The sequence below is a fragment of the Pseudomonas sp. DF11 genome, from assembly GCF_058148565.1.
In genome coordinates this window covers 82234-104905 of the sequence record NZ_JBYVYN010000007.1, presented here as the reverse complement: position 1 = coordinate 104905, position 22672 = coordinate 82234, and the positions used below count along the sequence as shown (strand labels likewise).

General features: G+C 61.0%; 22 protein-coding genes. 13 read left to right on the top strand and 9 right to left on the bottom strand.

What is annotated here, in order from left to right; all coding sequences use genetic code 11:
- Positions 1 to 65: 65 nt before the first annotated feature.
- Genes AC30D9_RS20515 through AC30D9_RS20505 form a run of 3 tightly spaced genes read left to right on the top strand, consistent with a single transcriptional unit; the run spans position 66 to position 3130 of the window.
- Entirely contained in the window at positions 66 to 1247 is a 1182-nt protein-coding gene (locus AC30D9_RS20515) for an amino acid ABC transporter permease (protein WP_307574387.1), read from the top strand.
- A gap of 10 nt (positions 1248 to 1257) precedes the next feature.
- Positions 1258 to 2355, top strand: coding sequence for an amino acid ABC transporter permease (locus AC30D9_RS20510; RefSeq protein ID WP_134925675.1), 1098 nt, complete (start codon positions 1258 to 1260; stop codon positions 2353 to 2355).
- Positions 2356 to 2365: 10 nt separating this feature from the next.
- Positions 2366 to 3130, top strand: a complete 765-nt coding sequence (locus AC30D9_RS20505) for an amino acid ABC transporter ATP-binding protein (protein ID WP_003178331.1) — start codon at positions 2366 to 2368, stop codon at positions 3128 to 3130.
- Between the two features lie 63 nt (positions 3131 to 3193).
- On the opposite strand, the gene AC30D9_RS20500 is transcribed toward AC30D9_RS20505, so the two are convergent.
- Together AC30D9_RS20500 and AC30D9_RS20495 are read right to left on the bottom strand one after the other, a co-directional pair.
- Positions 3194 to 3676 carry a type II toxin-antitoxin system MqsA family antitoxin gene (locus tag AC30D9_RS20500; protein ID WP_232201142.1) on the bottom strand — a complete coding sequence of 161 codons (483 nt, stop codon included), beginning with the start codon at positions 3674 to 3676 and terminating at the stop codon, positions 3194 to 3196.
- Entirely contained in the window at positions 3673 to 3984 is a 312-nt protein-coding gene (locus AC30D9_RS20495) for a type II toxin-antitoxin system MqsR family toxin (protein WP_490144742.1), read from the bottom strand. The genes AC30D9_RS20500 and AC30D9_RS20495 overlap by 4 nt, the downstream gene beginning before the upstream one ends.
- A gap of 165 nt (positions 3985 to 4149) precedes the next feature.
- Here AC30D9_RS20495 and AC30D9_RS20490 point away from each other — a divergent pair, with 165 nt between their 5' ends.
- The 5 genes from AC30D9_RS20490 to AC30D9_RS20470 all read left to right on the top strand — a co-directional run bounded on the left by AC30D9_RS20490 (position 4150) and on the right by AC30D9_RS20470 (position 8087).
- A complete protein-coding gene (locus AC30D9_RS20490) occupies positions 4150 to 4809 on the top strand; it encodes a FadR/GntR family transcriptional regulator (RefSeq protein ID WP_134925672.1) in 660 nt (219 codons plus the stop codon).
- Positions 4810 to 4845: 36 nt separating this feature from the next.
- Positions 4846 to 6150: a CynX/NimT family MFS transporter gene (locus AC30D9_RS20485; protein ID WP_307574379.1), complete on the top strand. Its 1305-nt coding sequence runs from the start codon at positions 4846 to 4848 to the stop codon at positions 6148 to 6150.
- 86 nt (positions 6151 to 6236) lie between these two features.
- Positions 6237 to 6707 (top strand): nuclear transport factor 2 family protein, encoded by a 471-nt coding sequence (locus tag AC30D9_RS20480; RefSeq protein WP_134925670.1) that lies wholly within the window; start codon positions 6237 to 6239, stop codon positions 6705 to 6707.
- Positions 6708 to 6748: 41 nt separating this feature from the next.
- Positions 6749 to 7072 carry a GIY-YIG nuclease family protein gene (locus AC30D9_RS20475; RefSeq protein ID WP_134925669.1) on the top strand — a complete coding sequence of 108 codons (324 nt, stop codon included), beginning with the start codon at positions 6749 to 6751 and terminating at the stop codon, positions 7070 to 7072.
- Positions 7073 to 7151: 79 nt separating this feature from the next.
- Positions 7152 to 8087 carry a glutathione S-transferase family protein gene (locus AC30D9_RS20470; RefSeq protein WP_490144741.1) on the top strand — a complete coding sequence of 312 codons (936 nt, stop codon included), beginning with the start codon at positions 7152 to 7154 and terminating at the stop codon, positions 8085 to 8087.
- A 210-nt stretch (positions 8088 to 8297) separates the two neighbouring features.
- Here AC30D9_RS20470 and AC30D9_RS20465 read toward each other — a convergent pair whose 3' ends face one another.
- Together AC30D9_RS20465 and yejK are read right to left on the bottom strand one after the other, a co-directional pair.
- The gene (locus tag AC30D9_RS20465) at positions 8298 to 8654 is read right to left on the bottom strand and encodes a glutaredoxin family protein (RefSeq protein WP_490144740.1); all 357 of its coding nucleotides are present in this window, start codon (positions 8652 to 8654) and stop codon (positions 8298 to 8300) included.
- Positions 8654 to 9658 (bottom strand): nucleoid-associated protein YejK, encoded by a 1005-nt coding sequence (gene yejK / locus AC30D9_RS20460; protein ID WP_014340016.1) that lies wholly within the window; start codon positions 9656 to 9658, stop codon positions 8654 to 8656. The genes AC30D9_RS20465 and yejK overlap by 1 nt, the downstream gene beginning before the upstream one ends.
- 396 nt (positions 9659 to 10054) lie before the next feature.
- On the opposite strand from yejK, the gene AC30D9_RS20455 reads away from it, so the two are divergent.
- The gene (locus tag AC30D9_RS20455) at positions 10055 to 10336 is read left to right on the top strand and encodes an HU family DNA-binding protein (protein WP_307574369.1); all 282 of its coding nucleotides are present in this window, start codon (positions 10055 to 10057) and stop codon (positions 10334 to 10336) included.
- Positions 10337 to 10423: 87 nt separating this feature from the next.
- Here AC30D9_RS20455 and rlmF read toward each other — a convergent pair whose 3' ends face one another.
- From rlmF to AC30D9_RS20430, 5 genes are all read right to left on the bottom strand, one after another.
- A complete protein-coding gene (gene rlmF, locus AC30D9_RS20450; protein WP_490144739.1) occupies positions 10424 to 11449 on the bottom strand; it encodes a 23S rRNA (adenine(1618)-N(6))-methyltransferase RlmF in 1026 nt (341 codons plus the stop codon).
- Between the two features lie 265 nt (positions 11450 to 11714).
- Positions 11715 to 14561 (bottom strand): valine--tRNA ligase, encoded by a 2847-nt coding sequence (locus AC30D9_RS20445; protein ID WP_490144738.1) that lies wholly within the window; start codon positions 14559 to 14561, stop codon positions 11715 to 11717.
- Between the two features lie 243 nt (positions 14562 to 14804).
- Positions 14805 to 15170, bottom strand: a complete 366-nt coding sequence (locus tag AC30D9_RS20440) for a DNA polymerase III subunit chi (protein WP_134925663.1) — start codon at positions 15168 to 15170, stop codon at positions 14805 to 14807.
- Between the two features lie 8 nt (positions 15171 to 15178).
- Positions 15179 to 15607, bottom strand: a complete 429-nt coding sequence (locus AC30D9_RS20435) for a DNA polymerase III subunit chi (protein WP_134925662.1) — start codon at positions 15605 to 15607, stop codon at positions 15179 to 15181.
- Positions 15608 to 15667: 60 nt separating this feature from the next.
- The gene (locus tag AC30D9_RS20430; RefSeq protein WP_134925661.1) at positions 15668 to 17158 is read right to left on the bottom strand and encodes a leucyl aminopeptidase; all 1491 of its coding nucleotides are present in this window, start codon (positions 17156 to 17158) and stop codon (positions 15668 to 15670) included.
- A 314-nt stretch (positions 17159 to 17472) separates the two neighbouring features.
- Here AC30D9_RS20430 and lptF point away from each other — a divergent pair, with 314 nt between their 5' ends.
- The 4 genes from lptF to lepB all read left to right on the top strand — a co-directional run bounded on the left by lptF (position 17473) and on the right by lepB (position 22595).
- The gene (lptF, locus tag AC30D9_RS20425) at positions 17473 to 18594 is read left to right on the top strand and encodes an LPS export ABC transporter permease LptF (protein ID WP_134925660.1); all 1122 of its coding nucleotides are present in this window, start codon (positions 17473 to 17475) and stop codon (positions 18592 to 18594) included.
- Positions 18587 to 19648 (top strand): LPS export ABC transporter permease LptG, encoded by a 1062-nt coding sequence (gene lptG, locus AC30D9_RS20420; RefSeq protein ID WP_134925659.1) that lies wholly within the window; start codon positions 18587 to 18589, stop codon positions 19646 to 19648. The genes lptF and lptG overlap by 8 nt, the downstream gene beginning before the upstream one ends.
- A gap of 287 nt (positions 19649 to 19935) precedes the next feature.
- Entirely contained in the window at positions 19936 to 21735 is a 1800-nt protein-coding gene (gene lepA, locus AC30D9_RS20415) for a translation elongation factor 4 (RefSeq protein ID WP_109754754.1), read from the top strand.
- A 5-nt stretch (positions 21736 to 21740) separates the two neighbouring features.
- A complete protein-coding gene (gene lepB, locus AC30D9_RS20410; RefSeq protein ID WP_109754753.1) occupies positions 21741 to 22595 on the top strand; it encodes a signal peptidase I in 855 nt (284 codons plus the stop codon).
- The last annotated feature ends 77 nt before the right edge of the window (positions 22596 to 22672 follow it).

The following is a 22672-nucleotide window of genomic DNA, read 5'->3' as shown; positions in this document are numbered from 1 at the left end:
TGGTTCTATCACCCGGTGGGCCAACCACCGGGTGATGTTCTGTTCCATTCTTTGCGGGGCACTTCATGCAAAATTCAATCGGCGCACCTAAGCAGAGGCTCAGCCTCAGCGATCCACGAGTGCGTGCGTGGGTATTTCAGATCGTCACGGTCGTGGCGGTTATTTCGCTGGGCTGGTTTCTGTTCGATAACACGCAGACCAACCTCGCGCACCGGGGCATCACCTCCGGTTTCGGCTTTCTGGAACGCAGTGCCGGGTTCGGCATTGCCCAACACCTGATCGACTACACCGAAGCGGACAGCTATGCCCGCGTCTTTGTCATCGGGTTGCTCAACACGCTGCTGGTGACGTTCATCGGCGTGATCCTGGCGACTATCCTCGGCTTCATCATCGGCGTGGCACGACTGTCGCCGAACTGGATCATCGCCAAGCTGGCGACCGTTTATGTGGAGGTTTTCCGCAACATCCCGCCGCTGCTGCAAATCCTGTTCTGGTACTTTGCCGTGTTCCTGAGCATGCCGGGACCGCGGGCTGCCCATAACTTCGGCGACACCTTCTTCGTCAGCAGCCGGGGCCTGAACATGCCCGCCGCGCTGGTGGCCGAAGGGTTCTGGCCGTTCGTGGTCAGCATCGTACTGGCGATTGTCGCCATCTTGCTGATGGCTCGCTGGGCCAACAAGCGCTTCGAGGCGACCGGTGAACCGTTCCATAAATTCTGGGTCGGCCTGGCGCTGTTCCTGGTGATCCCGGCCTTGAGCGCGCTGCTTTTTGGTGCGCCGGTGCATTGGGAAATGCCGGAGCTCAAGGGCTTCAACTTCGTCGGTGGTTGGGTACTGATTCCTGAACTGCTGGCCCTGACCCTGGCCTTGACCGTGTACACAGCGGCGTTTATCGCCGAGATCGTGCGTTCGGGCATCAAGTCGGTCAGCCACGGCCAGACCGAAGCGGCCCGTTCCCTGGGGCTGCGCAACGGCCCGACCTTGCGCAAGGTGATCATCCCGCAAGCCCTGCGCGTGATCATCCCGCCGTTGACCAGCCAATACCTGAACCTGGCGAAAAACTCGTCCCTGGCCGCCGGTATCGGTTACCCGGAAATGGTTTCGCTGTTTGCCGGCACGGTGTTGAACCAGACCGGCCAGGCCATCGAGGTAATCGCGATCACCATGAGTGTGTACCTGGCGATCAGTATCAGCATTTCCTTGCTGATGAACTGGTACAACAAGCGCATTGCGCTGATCGAGCGGTGAGGAAACGCGCATGACGACTCATACTTTCAAACCTGACATGCCCCCGCCGGGCAGCAGCATCGGCGTGGTGGCGTGGATGCGCGCCAACATGTTCTCCAGCTGGATCAACACGCTGCTGACGTTGTTTGCGTTCTATCTGATCTACCTGATCGTTCCGCCGCTGTTGCACTGGGCGATCCTCGATGCCAACTGGGTCGGCACCACCCGCGCCGACTGCACCAAGGAAGGCGCCTGCTGGGTGTTCATCCAGCAGCGTTTCGGTCAGTTCATGTACGGCTACTACCCGGCGGATCTGCGCTGGCGCGTAGACCTGACCGTGTGGCTGGCGGTCATCGGCGTGGCGCCACTGTTCATCTCGCGCTTCCCGCGCAAGGCGATCTATGGCCTGAGCTTCCTGGTGCTGTACCCGATCATCGCCTGGTGCCTGTTGCACGGTGGCGTGTTCGGCCTGGCTGCCGTGGCGACCAGCCAATGGGGCGGTCTGATGCTGACCCTGGTGATCGCCACCGTCGGTATTGTCGGTGCACTGCCACTGGGCATCGTCCTGGCCTTGGGCCGGCGCTCGAACATGCCGGCGATTCGCGTGGTCTGCGTGACCTTCATCGAGTTCTGGCGCGGCGTGCCGTTGATCACGGTGCTGTTCATGTCCTCGGTGATGCTGCCGCTGTTCCTGCCCGAAGGCATGAACTTCGACAAGCTGCTGCGGGCGCTGATCGGGGTGATCCTGTTCCAGTCGGCCTACATTGCCGAAGTGGTGCGTGGTGGCCTGCAAGCCATTCCCAAGGGGCAATACGAAGCGGCCGCGGCGATGGGCCTGGGCTACTGGCGCAGCATGGGCCTGGTGATTTTGCCGCAAGCCCTGAAGCTGGTGATCCCGGGGATCGTCAACACCTTCATTGCGTTGTTCAAGGACACCAGCCTGGTGATCATCATCGGCCTGTTCGACCTGCTCAACAGCGTGAAACAAGCTGCCGCCGACCCGAAATGGCTGGGCATGGCCACCGAAGGCTATGTGTTCGCCGCCCTGGTGTTCTGGATTTTCTGTTTTGGTATGTCCCGCTATTCCATGCATTTGGAACGCAAGCTGGACACTGGCCACAAGCGTTAGGAGTTGACTCATGAGTGAAGCGATCAAACAGCCTGTGAGCCCTGAAGGCATTATTCAGATGCAGGGCGTAAACAAGTGGTACGGCCAGTTCCACGTGTTGAAAGACATCAACCTGAACGTCAAGCAGGGCGAGCGTATCGTGCTGTGCGGCCCGTCGGGCTCCGGCAAATCCACCACCATCCGCTGCCTCAACCGCCTGGAAGAGCACCAGCAGGGTCGCATCGTGGTTGACGGCGTGGAGCTGACCAATGACCTCAAGCAGATCGAAGCGATCCGCCGTGAAGTCGGCATGGTGTTCCAGCACTTCAACCTGTTCCCGCACCTGACCATCCTGCAGAACTGCACCCTGGCGCCGATGTGGGTGCGCAAGATGCCCAAGCGCAAGGCCGAGGAAATCGCCATGCACTACCTGGAGCGCGTGCGCATTCCAGAGCAGGCGCACAAATACCCGGGCCAGCTCTCCGGCGGTCAGCAGCAGCGTGTTGCCATCGCCCGTGCCCTGTGCATGAAGCCGAAAATCATGCTGTTCGACGAGCCGACCTCGGCCCTCGACCCGGAAATGGTGAAAGAGGTACTGGACACCATGATCGGCCTGGCCGAAGACGGCATGACCATGCTCTGCGTGACCCACGAAATGGGCTTCGCCCGCACCGTGGCCAACCGTGTGATCTTCATGGACAAGGGTGAAATCGTCGAACAGGCCGCGCCGAACGACTTCTTCGACAACCCGCAGAACGACCGCACCAAGCTGTTCCTGAGCCAGATCCTGCATTGATCCAGCCTTAGGCAGCGAAATGAACCCGGACTTGTCCGGGTTTATTTTTTCTGCTTCGGCTGCTCAGGAAGCCGTGAGGGTTTCGTGCTCCTTGTGCACCGTCGTCTTGAAACCTCTCAAGTCCGCGTCTTCGGCCAGGGCTCGCGCATCTGCAAGCAAATGCGGGTAACGGTCAAGCAGACGCATCAGCAAGATCAACGCCTTGGGTGGCACTACCTCGCCGCGCTCGTAGCGGGAAAACGCATTGTGTCCACCGCCCGATAGCAGCAGTACCGCTTCCTTTTGCGATAGATGCAGTTTGCGCCGGACACGTTTGATCTCTTCGCCGATCATTCGCCTGGCCGCATTGACCAGCTCATCACCTGCGTGGTCGTAGCGATCCGAGCAGCTTGAATCGAGCTCGACTTCGCCGCACATCTGACATTCCCAGCCAGACAAGTCATCGACCCGGCGTTCCAGTCCCTTGACGCTCATGGTTTCGCCGCGACCTTCGAAATGCAACATGCCCTCCGGGGCACCACAGCTGAAGCATTGCTGGTGTTTCATGAGTTTTTCTCCTTGAAGGAAATTACCGGTGGGCCTCCGCTGGGGCGGTACGTCACCTTCAGGTAAATCTGCAGACCGTGTGAATTGGCGTGGTAGACGTCATGCCAGACCCGATGATCGTCATAGGTGGTCATCGATTTGTAGAACTGTTTTCGCTCAAGCCCTTGGATGACCTGCTGCATGTCCGAGACGTTTAAACCAAGTGTTCGAGCAGTGTTCTTCGCAGTGCTGGTGAAAGCTTTCCCTTTAAGCCGTCTGACATCCGCCTGTATCGCCACCAAGGCGTAATGGGGTGTGTTCTTTTCCATGGAACGGTGTGCCTTGTCCTTAAAATTACCCTTAAAGGGTAATGTTGGCTAATCGAAAATTTCGCTCCTTTTCCGTCCCATTGACCCTAGGCGGTTGCCGTCCTACATGAAGCTGACTAACATGTCAGAAAATTCATCCTATGATTGGATGAAAAGGCGAATCCAATGTCCGATAGCTCTCCGTTAATAAAGCGCTCCTTGGTCGATCAGGCCCTGGAGCAATTGCGTCGGCGCATCAGCGATGGCGTGTGGGCCGTCGGCCAGCGCCTGCCTACCGAGCCGGAGCTGGTGGCCGAGCTGGGTATCAGCCGCAACACCGTGCGCGAAGCCATGCGTGTGCTGGCGTTTTCCGGGTTGATCGAGATCCGTCAGGGCGACGGCAGCTACGTGCGTGCGGTGGTTGATCCGCTGGATACCCTCAAGGTGCTGTCGCGCTGTTCGTTGGAGCAGGCCCGGGAAACCCGGCATATCCTGGAGGTCGAGGCCATCGGCCTGGCCGCGCTGCGACGCACCGATGAAGACTTGATTGCCTTGCGCCAGGCGCTGCAAGACAGCGGCGAGCATTATCACGGCGACCTGGATCACTACATCGCCTGCGACCTGGTGTTCCACCGTCTATTGGTGGATGCCGCGCACAACCCCGCGCTGAGCGAGCTCTATCGCTACTTTTCCAGCGTCATCGGCGCACAGTTGCGCCAGAGCCTCAACATCACCCCGCGCCATCAGCATGTGTTCGACCTGCACGTCGAAATCCTTGAAGCCGTCGAGCAACAGGATCCGCAACGGGCCAAGTCCCTGTGCCGCCAGTTGATCAATGAACCCTGAGCTCTTGAAACCCTGAGCCCCGAACACGAGTTTTCCATGTCCCGCGATCTGCTTGACCCTGCCCCCTCGACGGCGCCCAAACGCGCCGCCGAACTTGAAGAACTGTTGATCGACGCCGAAGCCGACGATGAGCAGACCCAGCAGCGCCATCCATTGGTGCGTCGTCCCTGGCTGTTGCTGCTCGGGTTGATCCTGGTGGCGCTGAATCTGCGTCCGGCGTTGTCGAGCATGGCGCCGCTGCTCAGCGAAGTGTCACGAAGCCTTGGCCTGTCGGCCGCCCAAGCCGGTTTGCTGACCACATTGCCTGTGCTTTGCCTGGGCCTGTTCGCGCCGCTGGCACCGGTGCTGGCACGGCGCTTCGGTGCCGAGCGCGTGGTGCTGGGGATCTTGTTGACGCTAGCGGGTGGGATTGTCCTGCGCAGTGCATTCGGTCAGGTCGGGTTGTTCGTCGGCAGCCTCCTGGCCGGTGCGAGCATTGGTGTGATCGGCGTGCTGTTGCCGGGCATCGTCAAGCGCGACTTCGCCAAACAGGCTGGCACCATGACCGGGGTCTACACCATGGCGCTATGCCTGGGCGCGGCGATGGCGGCCGGGTCGACGGTGCCGCTGAGTGAACAACTTGGTCACAGTTGGGCCTTGGGCCTGGGATTCTGGGTGGTCCCGGCGCTGCTGGCAGCGGTGTTCTGGTTGCCGCAAGTGGGCGAGAAACACGGTGCCCATCAAGTGGCGTACCGGGTTCGCGGCTTGCTGCGCGATCCCCTGGCTTGGCAAGTGACCTTGTACATGGGGCTGCAATCGTCCCTGGCCTACATCGTTTTTGGTTGGCTGCCCTCGATCCTTATTGGACGTGGCCTGACCCCGACTCAGGCCGGGCTGGTGTTGTCCGGTTCGGTCATCGTGCAGTTGATCAGTTCCCTCGCAGCTCCGTGGCTGGCAACGCGCGGCAAGGACCAGCGCCTGGCCATCGTGATCGTCATGCTCATGGCCCTGGGTGGGCTGTTCGGTTGCCTCTACGCTCCGCTCGACGGCTTGTGGGGCTGGGCGATCCTGCTGGGCTTGGGGCAGGGCGGGACGTTCAGCCTGGCGCTGACGTTGATCGTGTTGCGTTCGCGGGACGCTCACGTGGCCGCCAACCTGTCCAGCATGGCCCAGGGCTTTGGTTATACACTGGCGTCGCTGGGGCCGTTCGCGGTGGGCGTGGTCCACGACTTGACCGGCGGCTGGAATGCCTTGGGCTGGATCTTCGGTCTGATCGGGCTTGGCGCGATCCTCGCGGGCATCGGCGCGGGCCGGGCGTTGTACGTGGGGGTCAGCAGCGAAAAAGTCACCGATCTTCGTTGATGTCATTTTCATGGCGAATGACGATAGTCTTCGCCGCTGTGACAGATTATCGTGCAGGTCTTTGAAGCGAATTTCGGAGCCTGTCCATGAGTGATGCCCACAACGCCTTGATCACCCGCTTTTACCAGGCCTTCCAGCGCCTGGACGCCGAAGCGATGAGCGCCTGCTACACCGACGATGTGGTGTTCAGCGATCCGGCGTTTGGTGAATTGCGCGGACGTGATGCCGGCGACATGTGGCGCATGCTCACCACCCGGGCCAAGGATTTCTCCCTGACCTTCGATAACGTGCGCAGCGATGAGCGTACCGGTGGAGCGCATTGGGTGGCGACCTACCTGTTCAGCCAGACGGGTAACGTCGTGATCAATGACATCCAGGCGCGGTTCGTTTTTCGCGACGGCAAGATCTGCGAGCACCACGACAACTTTGATCTGTGGCGTTGGTCCCGTCAGGCATTGGGCGCCAAGGGCCTGTTGTTGGGCTGGACACCGCTGGTGCGCAACGCCGTCAGGGCCCAGGCGCTCAAGGGGCTGCGGGCGTTCCAGGCCAGTCGCTGATAAGATCTCGGCTTGTCTGTGCCGACCTGTTGAACACCTTTGTGACGAACGCCACCCCATCTCCCGATCTGCCTGCACAAGGCCCGGCCGAACCGGACAAACCCTGGTTCGTCTACCTGGTGCGGGCCGCCAATGGCTCGCTGTACTGCGGTATCAGTGATGACCCGGTGCGCCGTTTCGCCAAGCATCAAAGCGGCAAGGGTGCGCGCTTCTTCCTTTCCAGCCCGGCGGTGGCGCTGGTGTACACCGAAGCCTGTCGCGACAAGGGCGAAGCCCTGCGCCAGGAGCGGCTGATCAAAAAGCTCAGGAAAAGCGCCAAGGAATGCCTGGTGGCGAGTGCCGCGCAGCTCCATCAGTCACACTGATACGCCTTCATCAGGAGGGTGGGCGCTGCGTCCATGGCGCGCTAAGCTGCGGGACTTCCTCCCAGCAGTGGCCAATCCCATGCCAGAGTTGATTCTTCATCATTACCCGACGTCTCCTTTCGCGGAAAAAGCCCGGCTGTTGCTGGGTTTCAAGGGCCTGTCCTGGCGTTCGGTGAAGATCCCGCCGATGATGCCCAAGCCCGACCTGACGGCCCTCACGGGCGGCTACCGCAAGACCCCGGTATTGCAAATCGGTGCGGATATTTATTGCGACACCGCCCTGATCGCCCGTCGCCTGGAACAGGAAAAAGCCTCGCCGACCCTGTTCCCCGAAGGCCGGGAAATGCTCGCAGCGTCTTTTGCGGCATGGGCCGATTCGGTGGTGTTCCAGCATGCGGTGAGCCTGGTGTTTCAGCCGGAGTCAGTGGCGGTGCGGTTCGCCAAGCTACCGCCCGAAGCGATCAAGGCATTCATCAGCGACCGCGCCGGGCTGTTCAGCGGTGGCACGACCACGCGCTTGCCCGCCGATCAGGCCAAGCACCAATGGCCAACGATCATGGCCCGCCTTGAGCAACAGTTGCAGCGCGAGGAGGGCGACTTCCTATTGGGAGATCCCTCGATTGCCGACTTCGCCATGGCCCATCCGCTGTGGTTTCTCAAGGGTACGCCTGTGACTTCGCCGCTGGTGGACGCTTATCCGGCGGTATCGGCCTGGTTGGCGCGGGTGCTGGGTTTCGGCCACGGCGCGCCGAACGAGATGAGTTCCGAAGAAGCCCTGGAGATTGCCCGCAATGCCACACCGGTAGCGTTGCCGGATGAGGTGTTCGAAGAGCCGAACGGGTTTGTGCCGGGCCAACAAGTGAGCATCGCTGCGACTGACTACGGCGTCGATCCGGTGGCCGGGGAGTTGCTGTTTGCCGGTCGCGAAGAACTGATCCTGCGTCGTGAAGACGCGCGTGGCGGGGTGGTGCATGTGCACTTTCCGCGGTTCGGGTTTCGAATCGAGCCTCGATGAACGACCAATGACCCTATGGGAGCGAGCTTGCTCGCGATGGCGGTGTGACAGTCAACATCACTATTGAATGTGCCGTCGCTATCGCGAGCAGGCTCGCTCCCACAATGATTCACGGCGGACACGAATCCTGTGGCCACCACAATTCCACTGTGGGGGCGAGCCTGCTCGCGATGAGGACATCAGATCCAACATCGCCGTTAGCGAATAACCCTATGTCGCGGACAACGCCTTGAGAATATTCTCCGGCTCAAACCCACGAATCAACGTGCCATTCACATCGAGAATCGGGATCCCCCGGCCGCCCAGCGCCTCATAGGCCTTGCGCGCCTCGGCGTCCTTCTCAATGTCGAACTCGCGAAACGGCACGCCTTTCTCGTCCAGGAATCGCCGGGTGGCCTTGCAGTAGCCGCACCAGTCGGTGGCGTACAGCACGACGTGGGCGTTGCTGCGAATCTGCTCGGAAACCATCTGCGAGGGGTTGAACACCCGCTCGATCTTGCCCCAGTTCTGGTACGCCACCACCACCAGCAAAATCAGCAGAAACTTTTTCAGCACCCTGCCGAGCATCAGTTACGGCGCTTGAGCTGATCGGTCAGCGACGTCGGCAAACCCTTGATGATCAGCGTGCCAGCTTCTTCGTCATATTCGATCTTGGAGCCCAGCAAGTGCGCTTCGAAGCTGATGGACAAACCTTCGGCGCGGCCGGTGAAGCGGCGGAACTGGTTGAGGGTGCGTTTATCCGCCGGGATTTCCGGTGACAGCCCGTAGTCTTTGTTGCGGATGTGATCGTAGAAGGCTTTCGGGCGATCTTCGTCGATGAGCTCGGACAGTTCTTCCAGGCCCATCGGTTCGCCGAGCTTGGCCTGGCTGCTGGCGTAATCCACCAGGGTCTTGGTTTTTTCCCGGGCATCGTCTTCCGGCAGGTCTTCGCTTTCGACGAAGTCACTGAAGGCCTTGAGCAGGGTGCGGGTCTCGCCGGGGCCGTCGACGCCTTCCTGGCAGCCAATGAAGTCGCGGAAGTACTCCGAGACCTTCTTGCCGTTCTTGCCCTTGATGAACGAGATGTACTGCTTGGATTGTTTGTTGTTCTGCCATTCCGACACGTTGATTCGCGCCGCCAGGTGCAACTGGCCCAAATCCAGGTGCCGGGACGGAGTCACGTCCAGCTCATCGGTCACGGCCACGCCTTCGCTGTGGTGCAGCAGGGCGATCGCCAGGTAGTCGGTCATGCCCTGTTGGTAATGCGCGAACAGTACGTGGCCGCCCACCGACAGGTTGGATTCTTCCATCAGCTTTTGCAGGTGTTCCACCGCCACGCGACTGAACGCGGTGAAATCCTTGCCGCCGTCCAGGTATTCCTTCAGCCAGCCGCTGAACGGATGCGCCCCGGACTCGGCATGGAAAAAGCCCCAGGCCTTGCCTTGCTTGGCGTTATAGCTCTCGTTGAGGTCGGCGAGCATGTTCTCGATGGCCGTGGACTCTGCCAGTTCGGAGTCGCGGGCATGGAGCACAGCAGGGGTGCCGTCGGGTTTTTTGTCGATCAGGTGGACGATGCAATGACGGATCGGCATGGATTTCTCGGCTGATGAAAGAGAGGAGGGCGCGCTCCCCGAAAAAGGGCCCAGTGTACCGCAATCACTGGTTTTGCGACCCAGCAAAGGCCCTTTCAGACCCGTCCGACGCCCTATATGCAATTTTTTAACGTTTTAGCGCAAGAAAGCTGACCAAATGGGTAGCTAGAGGCGGATATTTCAGAGGCGTTGTGCTAGTTTTGCCCGGTCTTACGCGAAGTCACTGCGTTAAGCGTGCATTCAGCATCTGTCAGGTCGAACCAAACCCGGTTTTCGGCATCTATTACCCCGATCCGTCGCGGTGATTGCCGAGGGTGCCTGATCAAGAGAGATCGGGCTCGATGGCTGACACTGCACTCTGCAATCCATATGAATTTGATAGGGAAGGAACACTACATGGCTCTTACTAAAGACCAACTGATCGGCGATTTGGCTGAAGCTGTAGACGCACCAAAAGCTACCGTGCGTGCGCTGCTGGACCAACTGGGCCAAATCGTGGCTGATCAGCTGGAAAATGGCGGCGAAATCACTCTGCCAGGTGTTGGCAAGCTGAAAGTCACCGAGCGTCCTGCCCGTACCGGCCGCAACCCTTCGACTGGCGCTGCCATCGAAATCGCTGCCAAGAAAGTGATCAAGCTGGTTGTGGCCAAAGCCCTGACCGACTCGGTCAACAAGTAAGACCGGCGTAAAAAAACCGTGCCTCGGAGCGATCCGGGCACGGTTTTTTATTGCCTTGGAAAAAGTTGTAGGAACAAGGCTGCTCCCTCAGTCCTTGCGCACCCAGCGGGCCTGGCGCCAGGCCTGTTGCTGCGTCTCGGTCTGGAAGGTCCAGGCCACGAAGCGGCTCTGCTTCTGGCCTTGGGACATCTCCACCACCTGGCTGTGCAGTGCCCCGGCCTTTTTCAACGCGGCTTGAATCGCCGGCAGGTTCGACGCCTTCGACACCAGGGTGCTGAACCACAGCACTTGCCCGGCCACCTGCGCGCTTTCGCTGATCAGTTGCGTCACGAACCGCGCTTCCCCACCCTCACACCACAGCTCGGCGGCCTGACCGCCGAAATTCAGCACCGGCAGCTTGCGCTTCGGATCGGCCTTGCCCAGCGCGCGCCACTTGCGTTGGCTGCCCTTGGTGGCTTCCTCCAGGGAGGCATGGAACGGTGGATTGCACATCGTCAGGTCGAACCGCTCGGCGTCCTCCAGCAAACCCAGCAGGATCTGCTTGCGGTTGGTTTGTTGGCGCAACTGGATGGCCTTGTTCAACCCGTTGGACTGGATAATCGCCTTGGCCGAGGCGATGGCCGTCGGGTCGATCTCCGAACCGAGGAAATGCCAGCGGTAGTCGCTGTGGCCGATCAGCGGATAGACGCAGTTGGCGCCGGTGCCGATGTCCAGCACCTTGACTGCCGCGCCGCGGGGGATTTCACCGTCGTTGTGGCTGGCGAGCAAGTCGGCGAGGAAGTGCACATAGTCCGCACGACCTGGCACCGGAGGGCACAGGTAGTCGGCCGGGATATCCCAGTGGGCGATGCCATAGAAGGATTTGAGCAGCGCCCGGTTGAACACCCGCACGGCTTCGGGGCTGGCGAAATCGATGCTTTCCTTGCCGTAGGGGTTGATGATCACGAACTTGGCCAACTCAGGCGTGGACTTGATCAGCGCTGGGAAGTCGTAGCGACCCTGGTGGCGGTTACGCGGGTGCAGGCTGGCCTTCTCCCGTGGCGCCATGGGTATGGCCTCGGTGGCGGGCTTGGGCTTCTGGCGGGCAGGTTTTGGGGAGCGTGGGGCAGTCATGGGCGGGTCGATTCGGGGAGGGTTCAAAAAGTGGCGGGTATTGTCCCACATCCAGCCCGTGTGAACCCAACTGCAACGACCGGCGCGACCCCCTGTGGGAGCGAGCCTGCTCGCGATAGTGGTGGGTCAGCTTGCATCAATGTTGAATGTGCCTCCGTCATCGCGAGCAGGCTCGCTCCCACAGGGGGTATCCAGTGTTCGTAAGAAAGCGGTGGCATAAAAAAAGGAGGCCATCAGGACCTCCTTTTTCAGTAGCGAACCGCCGTTACAGGCTGGAAATCCGCCCATGCTGCTCGGCCAGCTTGCCCAAGGCCTGTTCGGCCTCGGCCAGTTTGGCCCGTTCCTTCTCGATGACTTCGGCCGGCGCCTTGTCGACGAAGCCGGCGTTGGACAGCTTGCCGCCGACCCGCTGCACTTCGCCTTTGAGACGCAGGATTTCCTTGTCCAGGCGCGCCAGTTCCGCGGCCTTGTCGATCAGACCTGCCATCGGTACCAGCACTTCCATCTCGCCGACCAGGGCGGTCGCCGACAGTGGCGCTTCTTCGCCGGCGGCCAGGACCGTCACCGATTCGAGTTTCGCCAGTTTCTTGAGCAGCGCCTCGTTTTCGTTGAGGCGACGCAGGTCTTCGGCGCTGGCGTTCTTCAGGAACAGGGTCAGCGGCTTGCCCGGGCCGATGTTCATTTCGGCGCGGATATTACGCAGGCCCAGCATGAAGGTCTTGAGCCATTCGATGTCGTCTTCGGCCGCCGGATCGATGCGGGTTTCGTTGGCCACTGGCCAAGGTTGCAGCATGATCGTCTTGCCTTGGGCGCCCGCCAGCGGTGCGATGCGCTGCCAGATTTCCTCGGTGATGAACGGCATGAACGGATGCGCCAGGCGCAGGGCCACTTCCAGCACGCGTACCAGGGTGCGACGGGTGCCGCGCTGGCGTTCGACCGGGGCGTTTTCGTCCCACAGCACTGGCTTGGACAGTTCCAGGTACCAGTCGCAATACTGGTTCCAGATGAATTCGTACAAGGCCTGGGCGGCCAGGTCGAAACGGAACTGATCGAGTTGGCGGGTCACTTCGGCTTCGGTGCGTTGCAACTGCGAAATGATCCAGCGATCAGCCAGGGTCAGCTCGTAGGCTTCGCCGTTCTGGCCGCAGTCTTCGCCTTTGTCCAGCACGTAGCGCGCGGCGTTCCAGATCTTGTTGCAGAAGTTGCGGTAGCCTTCGACGCGGCCCATGTCGAACTTGATGTCACGACCGGTGGACGCCAGCGAGCAAAAGGTGAAACGCAAGGCGTCGGTGCCGTAGCTGGCGATGCCCTCGGCGAATTCTTCCCGGGTGGCCTTCTCGATTTTCTTCGCCAGTTTGGGTTGCATCAGGCCGGAGGTGCGTTTCTGCACCAGGGTTTCCAGGTCGATGCCGTCGATGATGTCCAGCGGGTCGAGGACGTTGCCCTTGGACTTGGACATCTTCTGGCCCTGGCCATCGCGCACCAGGCCGTGGACATAGACGGTCTTGAACGGAACCTGAGGCGTGCCGTCTTCGTTCTTCACCAGGTGCATGGTCAGCATGATCATCCGGGCGACCCAGAAGAAAATGATGTCGAAACCGGTGACCAGTACGTCGGTGGAGTGGAATTTCTTCAGGAACTCGGTCTGCTGCGGCCAGCCGAGCGTGGAGAAAGTCCACAGGCCCGAACTGAACCAGGTATCGAGAACGTCGTTGTCCTGTTGCAGCGCCACGTCGGCGCCGAGGTTGTGCTTGGCGCGAACTTCGGCTTCATCGCGGCCGACATAGACCTTGCCCGACTCGTCGTACCAGGCCGGGATGCGATGGCCCCACCACAGCTGACGGCTGATGCACCAGTCCTGGATATCGCGCATCCACGAGAAATACATGTTTTCGTACTGCTTGGGCACGAACTGGATGCGGCCATCTTCCACGGCGGCAATCGCCGGCTCGGCCAGCGGCTTGGTGGACACGTACCACTGGTCGGTCAGCCACGGCTCGATGATGGTGCCGGAACGGTCGCCTTTCGGGACTTTCAGGGCGTGATCGTCGACGCTGACCAGCAGGCCGGCGGCCTCGAACGCCGCGACGATCTGCTTGCGTGCCTCGAAGCGGTCCAGGCCGGCGAACTGCGCCGGGATCTGGCCGTCGACGCTTTCGTTCAGCGTGCCGTCGAGGTTGAATGCCTGGGCTGCCGGCAATACGTGGGCGTTCTTGTCGAAGATGTTCAGCAGCGGCAGGTTGTGGCGCTTGCCGACTTCGTAGTCGTTGAAGTCGTGGGCCGGGGTGATTTTCACGCAGCCGGTGCCGAATTCCGGGTCGCAGTAATCGTCGCCGATGATCGGGATGCGCCGGCCAACCAGCGGCAGCTCGACGAACTTGCCGATCAGCGCCTGGTAGCGCTCATCGTTCGGGTTCACCGCCACGGCGGAGTCACCCAGCATGGTTTCCGGACGCGTGGTGGCGACGATCAGGTAATCCTTGCCTTCGGCGGTCTTGGCGCCGTCGGCCAGCGGGTACTTGAGGTTCCACAGGAAACCTTTCTCGTCGTGGTTTTCCACTTCGAGGTCGGAAATGGCCGTGTGCAACTTGGTGTCCCAGTTGACCAGGCGCTTGCCGCGATAGATCAGCCCATCTTCATGCAGGCGCACGAAGGCTTCCTTCACCGCTTCCGAGAGACCGTCGTCCATGGTGAAGCGCTCGCGGCTCCAGTCCACGGACGAGCCGAGGCGACGGATCTGCCGGCTGATGTTGCCACCGGACTCGTCTTTCCATTCCCAGACTTTCTCGAGGAATTTCTCGCGACCCAGGTCATGGCGACTCTGGCCCTGGGCTTCGAGGCGACGTTCCACCAGCATCTGCGTGGCGATACCGGCGTGGTCGGTACCCGGCTGCCACAAGGTGTTGCGACCTTGCATACGACGGAAACGGATCAGGGCGTCCATGATCGCGTTGTTGAAACCGTGGCCCATGTGCAGGCTGCCGGTGACGTTCGGCGGCGGGATCATGATGGTGTAGGAATCGCCCGCGCCTTGCGGAGCGAAATAATTCTCGGACTCCCAGGTGTTGTACCAGGAAGTTTCAATGGCGTGCGGCTGGTAGGTCTTATCCATGCGCGGCGGGACCCTATTGGCATTTATTCAGGAAAAGCCGGGAAGTATAGCGGGCGGGGGAGATGCAAGCCACACGCAGCGAGCTGGAAGCGAGCAGCCATACTGATAGTTTGTGAACACAGTTGGACAATGTGGGAGCGGGCTTGCTCGCGAAGGCGGTGTGTCAGGTATACATGTGCTAGCTGACACACCGCCTTCGCGAGCAAGCCCGCTCCCACAGGTTTATTCGGTGGGTAGAGCGGGTTATTCGTACTGACTCAACAACCGTTCCATCCGCGCATCCAGTCGGCGCTTGATCTCGGTCTCGATGTGCGGGGCGAAGTCGTCGATGACGTCTTGCATGATCAATTGCGCGGCAGCGCGCAATTCGCGGTCCAGGTGCAGCAGGGCGTCGGGCCCTTTGGCCTCGGCCTTGGCAGCCGGCTTGGGCTCAGGCTGGCCGTTGATCGGCTCGAACAGCAGGGGGATCTGTTCGTCATGCACCGGCTCGTGCACGACCGTATCGGTCAGCAGCGGCGGTTGCAGGTTGTCGTCACCGAGCAGTTGGCGGATCGATTCGAGGTCATCCAGCAGGTGCGCGGGCTTTTGTGGCGGTTTTGGAGTGTCCATCGTAGGGCTCAGAGTCGCTGTAAACGGTGGTCTTGCAGAGGATAGCCCTGTTCGCGGTAGAAACGGAAACTCTCCCGCGCGGCTTGTCGGATGGCCGGATCTTCGACCACCACTTCCGCCACGCGGGCGAAGCGCTGGGCAAAGGCCGGTACTTTCAGGTCGAGGTTGACCAGCAGATCCTGGTGCTGGCCGCAGTCGTCTCCCAGCCCCAGCACGATCAACCCCTCGGGTTCGTTTTCGGCCGGGCCGTGGGGCACGAAACTCTCGCCCTTGAATGCCCACAGGCGTGCGTCCAGGTCCTCGCGCTGGGCGGCATCGCTGCAATGCAGGTAGATGCTGTGCCCCATGCGCCAGGCCTTTTCAGTCAGCTTGCAGGCGAAATCCAGCCGCGCCGACGGATCGGCGCTGGGCAGGATATAGAAATCGACTTTGGTCATTGCGGTTCCTGAGCCGCCGCTGGCGTCACCCGAGGGCGACGCCAACGACGGTCATTGGTGTCAGGCCTTGGCGCGATCCAGCAGGTACTGGGTCAGCAGGGGCACCGGACGGCCGGTGGCCCCCTTGTCCTTGCCACCGCTGGTCCACGCCGTGCCAGCGATGTCCAGGTGCGCCCAGTTCAGGTTCTTGGTGAAGCGCGACAGGAAGCACGCCGCCGTGATGGTCCCGGCTTTCGGGCCGCCGATGTTGGCGATGTCGGCGAATGGGCTATCCAGTTGTTCCTGGTACTCGTCGAACAGTGGCAACTGCCAGGCGCGGTCGTCGGCTTGCTGGCCGGCGCTGAGCAATTGGCCGATCAGCTCGTCGTTGTTGCCCAGCAGGCCCGAGGTATGGGCGCCCAGGGCGACGACGCAGGCGCCGGTCAGGGTCGCGATGTCGATCACCGCTTGCGGCTTGAAGCGCTCGGAGTAGGTGAGGGCGTCACACAGCACCAGGCGGCCTTCGGCGTCGGTGTTGAGGATTTCCACGGTCTGGCCGCTCATGGTGGTGACAATGTCGCCCGGGCGCGAGGCCGTGCCGCTGGGCATGTTCTCGGCGCAGGCCAGGATGCACACCAGGTTGATCGGCAATTGCAGTTCGAGCACGGCACGCAGGGTGCCGAACACGCTGGCGGCGCCGCCCATGTCGTACTTCATCTCATCCATGTTTGCGCCCGGCTTGAGGCTGATGCCGCCGGTGTCGAAGGTGATGCCCTTGCCCACCAGTGCGTACGGCTTCTCGGATTTCTTGCCGCCGTTGTATTGCATGACGATCAGGCGCGGCGGCTGGGCGCTGCCCTGGCCGACGGAGTAGAACGAACCCATGCCCAGGTCCTTGATTTTCTTCTCGTCGAAGACTTCGACCTTCAGGCCCTTGAACTCCTTGCCCAAGGCCTTGGCCTGTTCACCCATGAAGGTCGGGTGGCAGATGTTTGGCGGCAGGTTGCCCAGGTCGCGGGTGAAGGCCATGCCGTTGGCAATCGCGGTGGCATGGGTCACGGCGCGCTGGACTTCAGCCTGGGCCGCCTTGATGGTCAGCAGGGTGATTTTTTTCAGGGCGCGGGGTTCGGCTTTCTGGCTCTTGAACTGGTCGAACTGGTATCCGCCGTCCACCAGGGTCTCGGCCAGCAGGCGGTTCTTGCCGTAGCTGTCGCGGCCTTTGACAACCAATTCGTCCAATGCCAGTGCTGCGTCACCGCCGCCCAAGCCCTTGAGGGTGCCCAGTACGCCGGCGATGATTTTACGGAACGGACGGTCGCCCAGTTCGGCGTCCTTGCCCACGCCCACCAGCAGCACGCGTTCGGCCTTGAGGTTGGGCAGGCTGTGCAGCAACAGGCTCTGGCCGACTTTACCGGCCAGGTCGCCGCGCTTGAGCACGGCACTGATGGCGCCACCGCTAAGGGTATCGAGCTGGGTGGCCACCACGCCGAGCTTGCGGTTTTCACCGACGGCGACCACCAGCGTGGCGGTTTTCAACGTTTCTGGGCTGACGCTTTTTACAACCAGTTCCATGTCCGGATCCCTGAGTGAATGGTCAAGAGGCCAGGCGCCGAGGCAATGGCGCGCTGAGCAAGCTTCTTCTTATAAAACGAAGCGCCGGTATTGGCCGGCGACAAAGGCCGCAGTTTGAACCCCGGCGCACGAGCCTGACAACCCTCGGTACCCTTAACTTTTTGGCTTCAAGCACCGGCTTAAAGCATGCGAAGTGACAGGCGCCTCCAATCACAGGATAATGCGGCTCTTTTTTCGGCGGTCCGCGTTGGCGGGCCGGCTCGATACGTTTGCTTGTTTGGCCGCCTTAGCCTGACAACCTTGGAGTGTCTGGTTTGATCGTCTTTCGTTATCTATCCCGTGAAGTCCTGCTGACCCTGAGTGCCGTGAGCGCCGTGCTGCTGGTCATCATCATGAGCGGACGCTTCATCAAGTACCTCGCCCAGGCGGCTTCCGGCGCCCTGGACCCGGGCTCGCTGTTCCTGATCATGGGGTTCCGCCTGCCGGGCTTCCTGCAGTTGATCCTGCCGTTGGGGTTGTTCCTCGGCATCCTGCTGGCCTACGGGCGCTTGTACCTGGACAGCGAAATGACCGTGCTGTCGGCCACTGGCATGAGCCAGCAGCGCCTGTTTCGCATGACCCTGTTCCCGGCCACGTTGGTGGCGCTGGTGGTGGCCTGGCTGAGCCTGAGCCTGGCCCCCCAGGGCGCCAACCAGTTCCAAATGCTGATCAACCAGCAGGACGCCTTGACCGAGTTCGATACCCTGGTGCCAGGGCGTTTCCAGGCGCTGCGCGACGGCACGCGCGTGACCTACACCGAACAGCTCTCGGACGACCGGATCGACCTGGGCGGCGTCTTCATTACACAAAAGAACCTGTCTTCGGACACCAAGAAGGACCGTGGCATTTCCGTGCTGGTGGCCGAGAAGGGGCGCCAGGAAATCAACCCCGACGGCAACCGCTACCTGATCCTGCACAATGGCTATCGCTATGACGGCAAGCCCGGGCAGGCCGATTACCGGGCCATCAAGTACGACACCTATGGCGTGCTGCTGCCCAAGCCAGATGTCAGCAACGAAGTCACCGACCGCGACGCGATGCCCACCGCCAGCCTGCTGGGCAACAATGACATTCGCGCCCGTACCGAGCTGCAATGGCGCCTGTCCTTGCCGCTGCTGGTGTTCATCGTGACCCTCATGGCGGTCCCGCTGTCGCGGGTCAACCCACGTCAAGGGCGTTTCCTCAAGCTGCTGCCGGCGATTCTTTTGTATATGGCTTACCTGACTATCCTGATTTCCGCCCGCGGCGCCCTGGAGAAGGGCAAGATTTCGCCGACGCTGGGCCTGTGGTGGGTGCATGGCATCTTCCTGGTCATCGGCCTGGGGCTGCTCTATTGGGAACCGTTGCGCCTGAAGCTGGCCAGTCGCCGCAGCGCGCTGGAGGTGGCCCGTGGTTAAACTCGACCGCTACATCGGCAGCAGTGTGTTCATGGCGATCCTCGCGGTGCTGGGGATCATCCTCGGCCTGGCGACCCTGTTTGCCTTCATCGATGAAATGAGTGACGTCAGCGACACCTATACGCTGACGGACGTGGCGAGCTACGTGCTCCTGACCGCGCCGCGGCGTTTGTACGACATGCTGCCGATGGCCGCGCTGATCGGCTGCCTGATCGGCCTGGGCAGCCTGGCCAGCAACAGTGAGCTGACCATCATGCGCGCCGCCGGCGTGTCCATTGGTCGGATCGTCTGGGCGGTGATGAAGCCCATGCTAGTGCTGATGCTGGTGGGTGTGCTGATCGGCGAATACATCGCCCCGGCCACCGAAAATACCGCCCAGGCCAACCGTTCCCTGGCCCAGGGCGGCGGTGATGCGCAAAGTGCCAAGCATGGCCTGTGGCACCGCCAGGGCGACGAGTTCATCCACATCAACTCGGTCCAGCCCAATGGCATCCTCTATGGCGTGACCCGCTATCGTTTCGACGACCAACGGCACATGCTCTCGTCGAGCTTCGCCAAGCGCGCCAACTTTGCCGAGGATCATTGGCAGTTGAGCGATGTCACCACCACCCTGTTCCATGACAAGCGCACTGAAGTGGTCACCGCCGCGCAAGAGCGCTGGGACGTGTCGATCAGCCCGCAGTTGCTCAGCACCGTGGTGATGGCGCCGGAATCCCTGTCGATTACCGGTTTGTGGGGCTATATCCACTACCTGGCGGACCAGGGCCTGAACAACGGCCGCTACTGGCTGGCTTTTTGGGTCAAGGTGTTGCAGCCGTTGGTCACCGCCGCGCTGGTGCTCATGGCGATTTCTTTCATCTTCGGCCCGCTGCGTTCGGTTACCCTGGGACAACGGGTGTTTACCGGCGTGCTGGTGGGTTTCACGTTCCGTATCGCCCAGGATCTGCTGGGGCCTTCGAGCCTGGTGTTCGGTTTCTCGCCGCTGTTCGCGGTACTGGTGCCGGCCGGTGTCTGTGCGTTGGCCGGGCTCTGGCTGCTGCGTCGGGCCGGTTGACCCCGGTTTCTTGTGGCGAGGGAGCTTGCTGTGGCGAGGGGATTTATCCCCGCTGGGTTGCGTAGCAACCCCCTGCGTTCTATCTGCCCCATCACCTCGGTTGATGGATTGTGGGGCTGCTTTGCAGCCCAGCGGGGATAAATCCCCTCGCCACAGGTGTGTCCACCCTCTCCCCGGTCCAAACAATGGGTATCGACAGGCGAGCGTGACGCTTGCGCGCTGTATCAGGTACAATTCCCGGCTATTTTTCGGCGGGCCATGCCTGCAGCCTTTTTGAGTGTTGATCCGTGAGTGATTTGAGTCATATCCGCAATTTCTCCATCATCGCCCACATTGACCATGGCAAGTCGACGCTGGCTGATCGCTTCATCCAGATGTGCGGCGGCCTGGCCGAGCGTGAAATGGAAGCCCAGGTCCTGGACTCCATGGATCTGGAGCGTGAACGCGGGATCACCATCAAGGCCCACAGCGTTACCCTCTACTACAAGGCCCGCGACGGCATCACCTATCAGCTGAACTTCATCGATACCCCGGGCCACGTCGACTTCACCTATGAAGTCAGCCGGTCGCTGGCGGCCTGTGAAGGTGCCTTGCTGGTGGTCGATGCCGGGCAGGGCGTCGAGGCCCAGTCGGTCGCCAACTGCTACACGGCCATCGAGCAGGGCCTGGAAGTCATGCCGGTACTGAACAAGATCGACCTGCCCCAGGCCGATCCGGACCGCGTGAAGGAAGAAATCGAGAAAATCATCGGCATCGACGCCACCGACGCGGTCACCTGCAGCGCCAAGACCGGCCTGGGCGTGGATGAAGTGCTCGAACGCCTGGTCACCACCATTCCCGCGCCAACCGGCAACATCGAGGATCCGCTGCAAGCGTTGATCATCGACTCCTGGTTCGACAACTACCTGGGCGTGGTCTCCCTGGTTCGCGTGCGCCATGGCCGCGTGAAGAAGGGCGACAAGATCCTGGTCAAGTCCACCGGCAAGATCCACCTGGTGGACAGCGTCGGTGTGTTCAATCCCAAACATACCGCCACCGTCGACCTGAAGGCCGGTGAAGTGGGCTTCATCATCGCCGGCATCAAGGACATCCACGGGGCGCCGGTCGGCGACACCCTGACCTTGAGCTCCACTCCCGACGTCGATGTACTGCCAGGTTTCAAACGCATTCAGCCACAGGTCTATGCCGGCCTGTTCCCGGTCAGCTCCGATGACTTCGAGGATTTCCGCGAAGCCCTGCAAAAGCTGACCCTGAACGACTCGTCCCTGCAATACACCCCGGAAAGCTCCGATGCCCTGGGCTTCGGCTTCCGTTGCGGGTTCCTGGGCATGTTGCACATGGAAATCATCCAGGAGCGCCTGGAGCGCGAGTACGACCTGGACCTGATCACCACGGCGCCGACGGTAATCTTCGAGCTGCTGCTCAAGAATGGCGAAACCCTCTACGTCGACAACCCGTCCAAGCTCCCGGACCTGTCGGCCATCGAGGACATGCGCGAACCGATCGTGCGGGCCAACATCCTTGTGCCTCAGGAGCACCTGGGCAACGTCATTACCCTGTGCATCGAGAAGCGCGGCGTGCAGCACGATATGCTGTTCCTCGGCTCGCAGGTCCAGGTGACCTACGACCTGCCGATGAACGAAGTGGTGCTGGACTTCTTCGACCGCCTCAAATCCACCAGTCGCGGCTATGCTTCGCTGGACTATCATTTCGATCGTTACCAATCGGCTAATCTGGTGAAGCTGGATGTGCTGATCAACGGTGAGAAAGTCGATGCCCTGGCATTGATCGTGCACCGTGACAACGCGCACTACAAAGGTCGTGCATTGACCGAGAAGATGAAGGAACTGATTCCGCGGCAGATGTTCGATGTGGCAATCCAGGCCGCCATTGGCGGGCAGATTGTGGCGCGTACAACCGTCAAGGCGCTCAGAAAGAACGTATTGGCCAAATGCTACGGCGGCGACGTCAGCCGTAAGCGCAAGCTGTTGGAAAAGCAGAAGGCCGGTAAAAAACGCATGAAGCAGGTCGGTAACGTGGAAATTCCACAGGAAGCCTTCCTTGCGGTGCTCAGGTTGGATAGTTAGGTCCTATGTCGCTAAATTTCCCGCTGTTGCTGGTTATCGCCGTGTTTGTCTGCGGCCTGTTGGCGTTGCTTGATCTGTTGTTCCTGGCGCCCCGGCGCCGGGCGGCCATCGCCTCTTATCAGGGCAGCGTCAGCCAGCCTGATGGTGTGGTGATCGAAAAGCTCAACAAGGAACCGCTGCTGGTCGAATACGGCAAGTCGTTCTTCCCGGTGCTGTTCATCGTGCTGGTGTTGCGTTCGTTCCTGGTGGAACCGTTCCAGATCCCGTCCGGTTCGATGAAACCGACCCTGGACGTGGGCGATTTCATCCTGGTGAACAAGTTTTCCTACGGGATCCGCCTGCCGGTGATCGACAAGAAAGTCATCGAAGTCGGTGACCCGCAACGCGGCGATGTGATGGTGTTCCGCTTCCCGAGCGACCCGAACGTCAACTACATCAAGCGGGTCGTCGGCCTGCCGGGCGACACGGTCCGCTACACCGCCGACAAGCGTCTGTTCGTCAATGGCGAATCGGTGGCCGAACAGTTGCTTGGCTCCGAGCCGGGTACGCTGGGCAGTGCCGAGCTCTACCGGGAAAAACTCGGCGAGGCCGAGCACCTGATCCGCAAGGAAATGAGCCGCTACCGCGCCACGCCGGACCATTCGTGGACCGTACCGGCGGGGCACTACTTCATGATGGGCGACAACCGCGACAACTCCAACGACAGCCGTTACTGGGATGATCCGAACATTCCCAAGGACATGCTGGGCATGGTCCCCGACCGGAATATCGTCGGCAAGGCCTTCGCGGTCTGGATGAGCTGGCCGGAACCCAAACTCAGTCACCTGCCGAATTTCTCGCGGGTTGGCCTGATCAAGTAATCACACACGGCGCTGTTGAACACAGCGCCGAATGCTTTTCTGGAGCCTGCACAAGGTTGCCCGAAGGCATGAAGCCA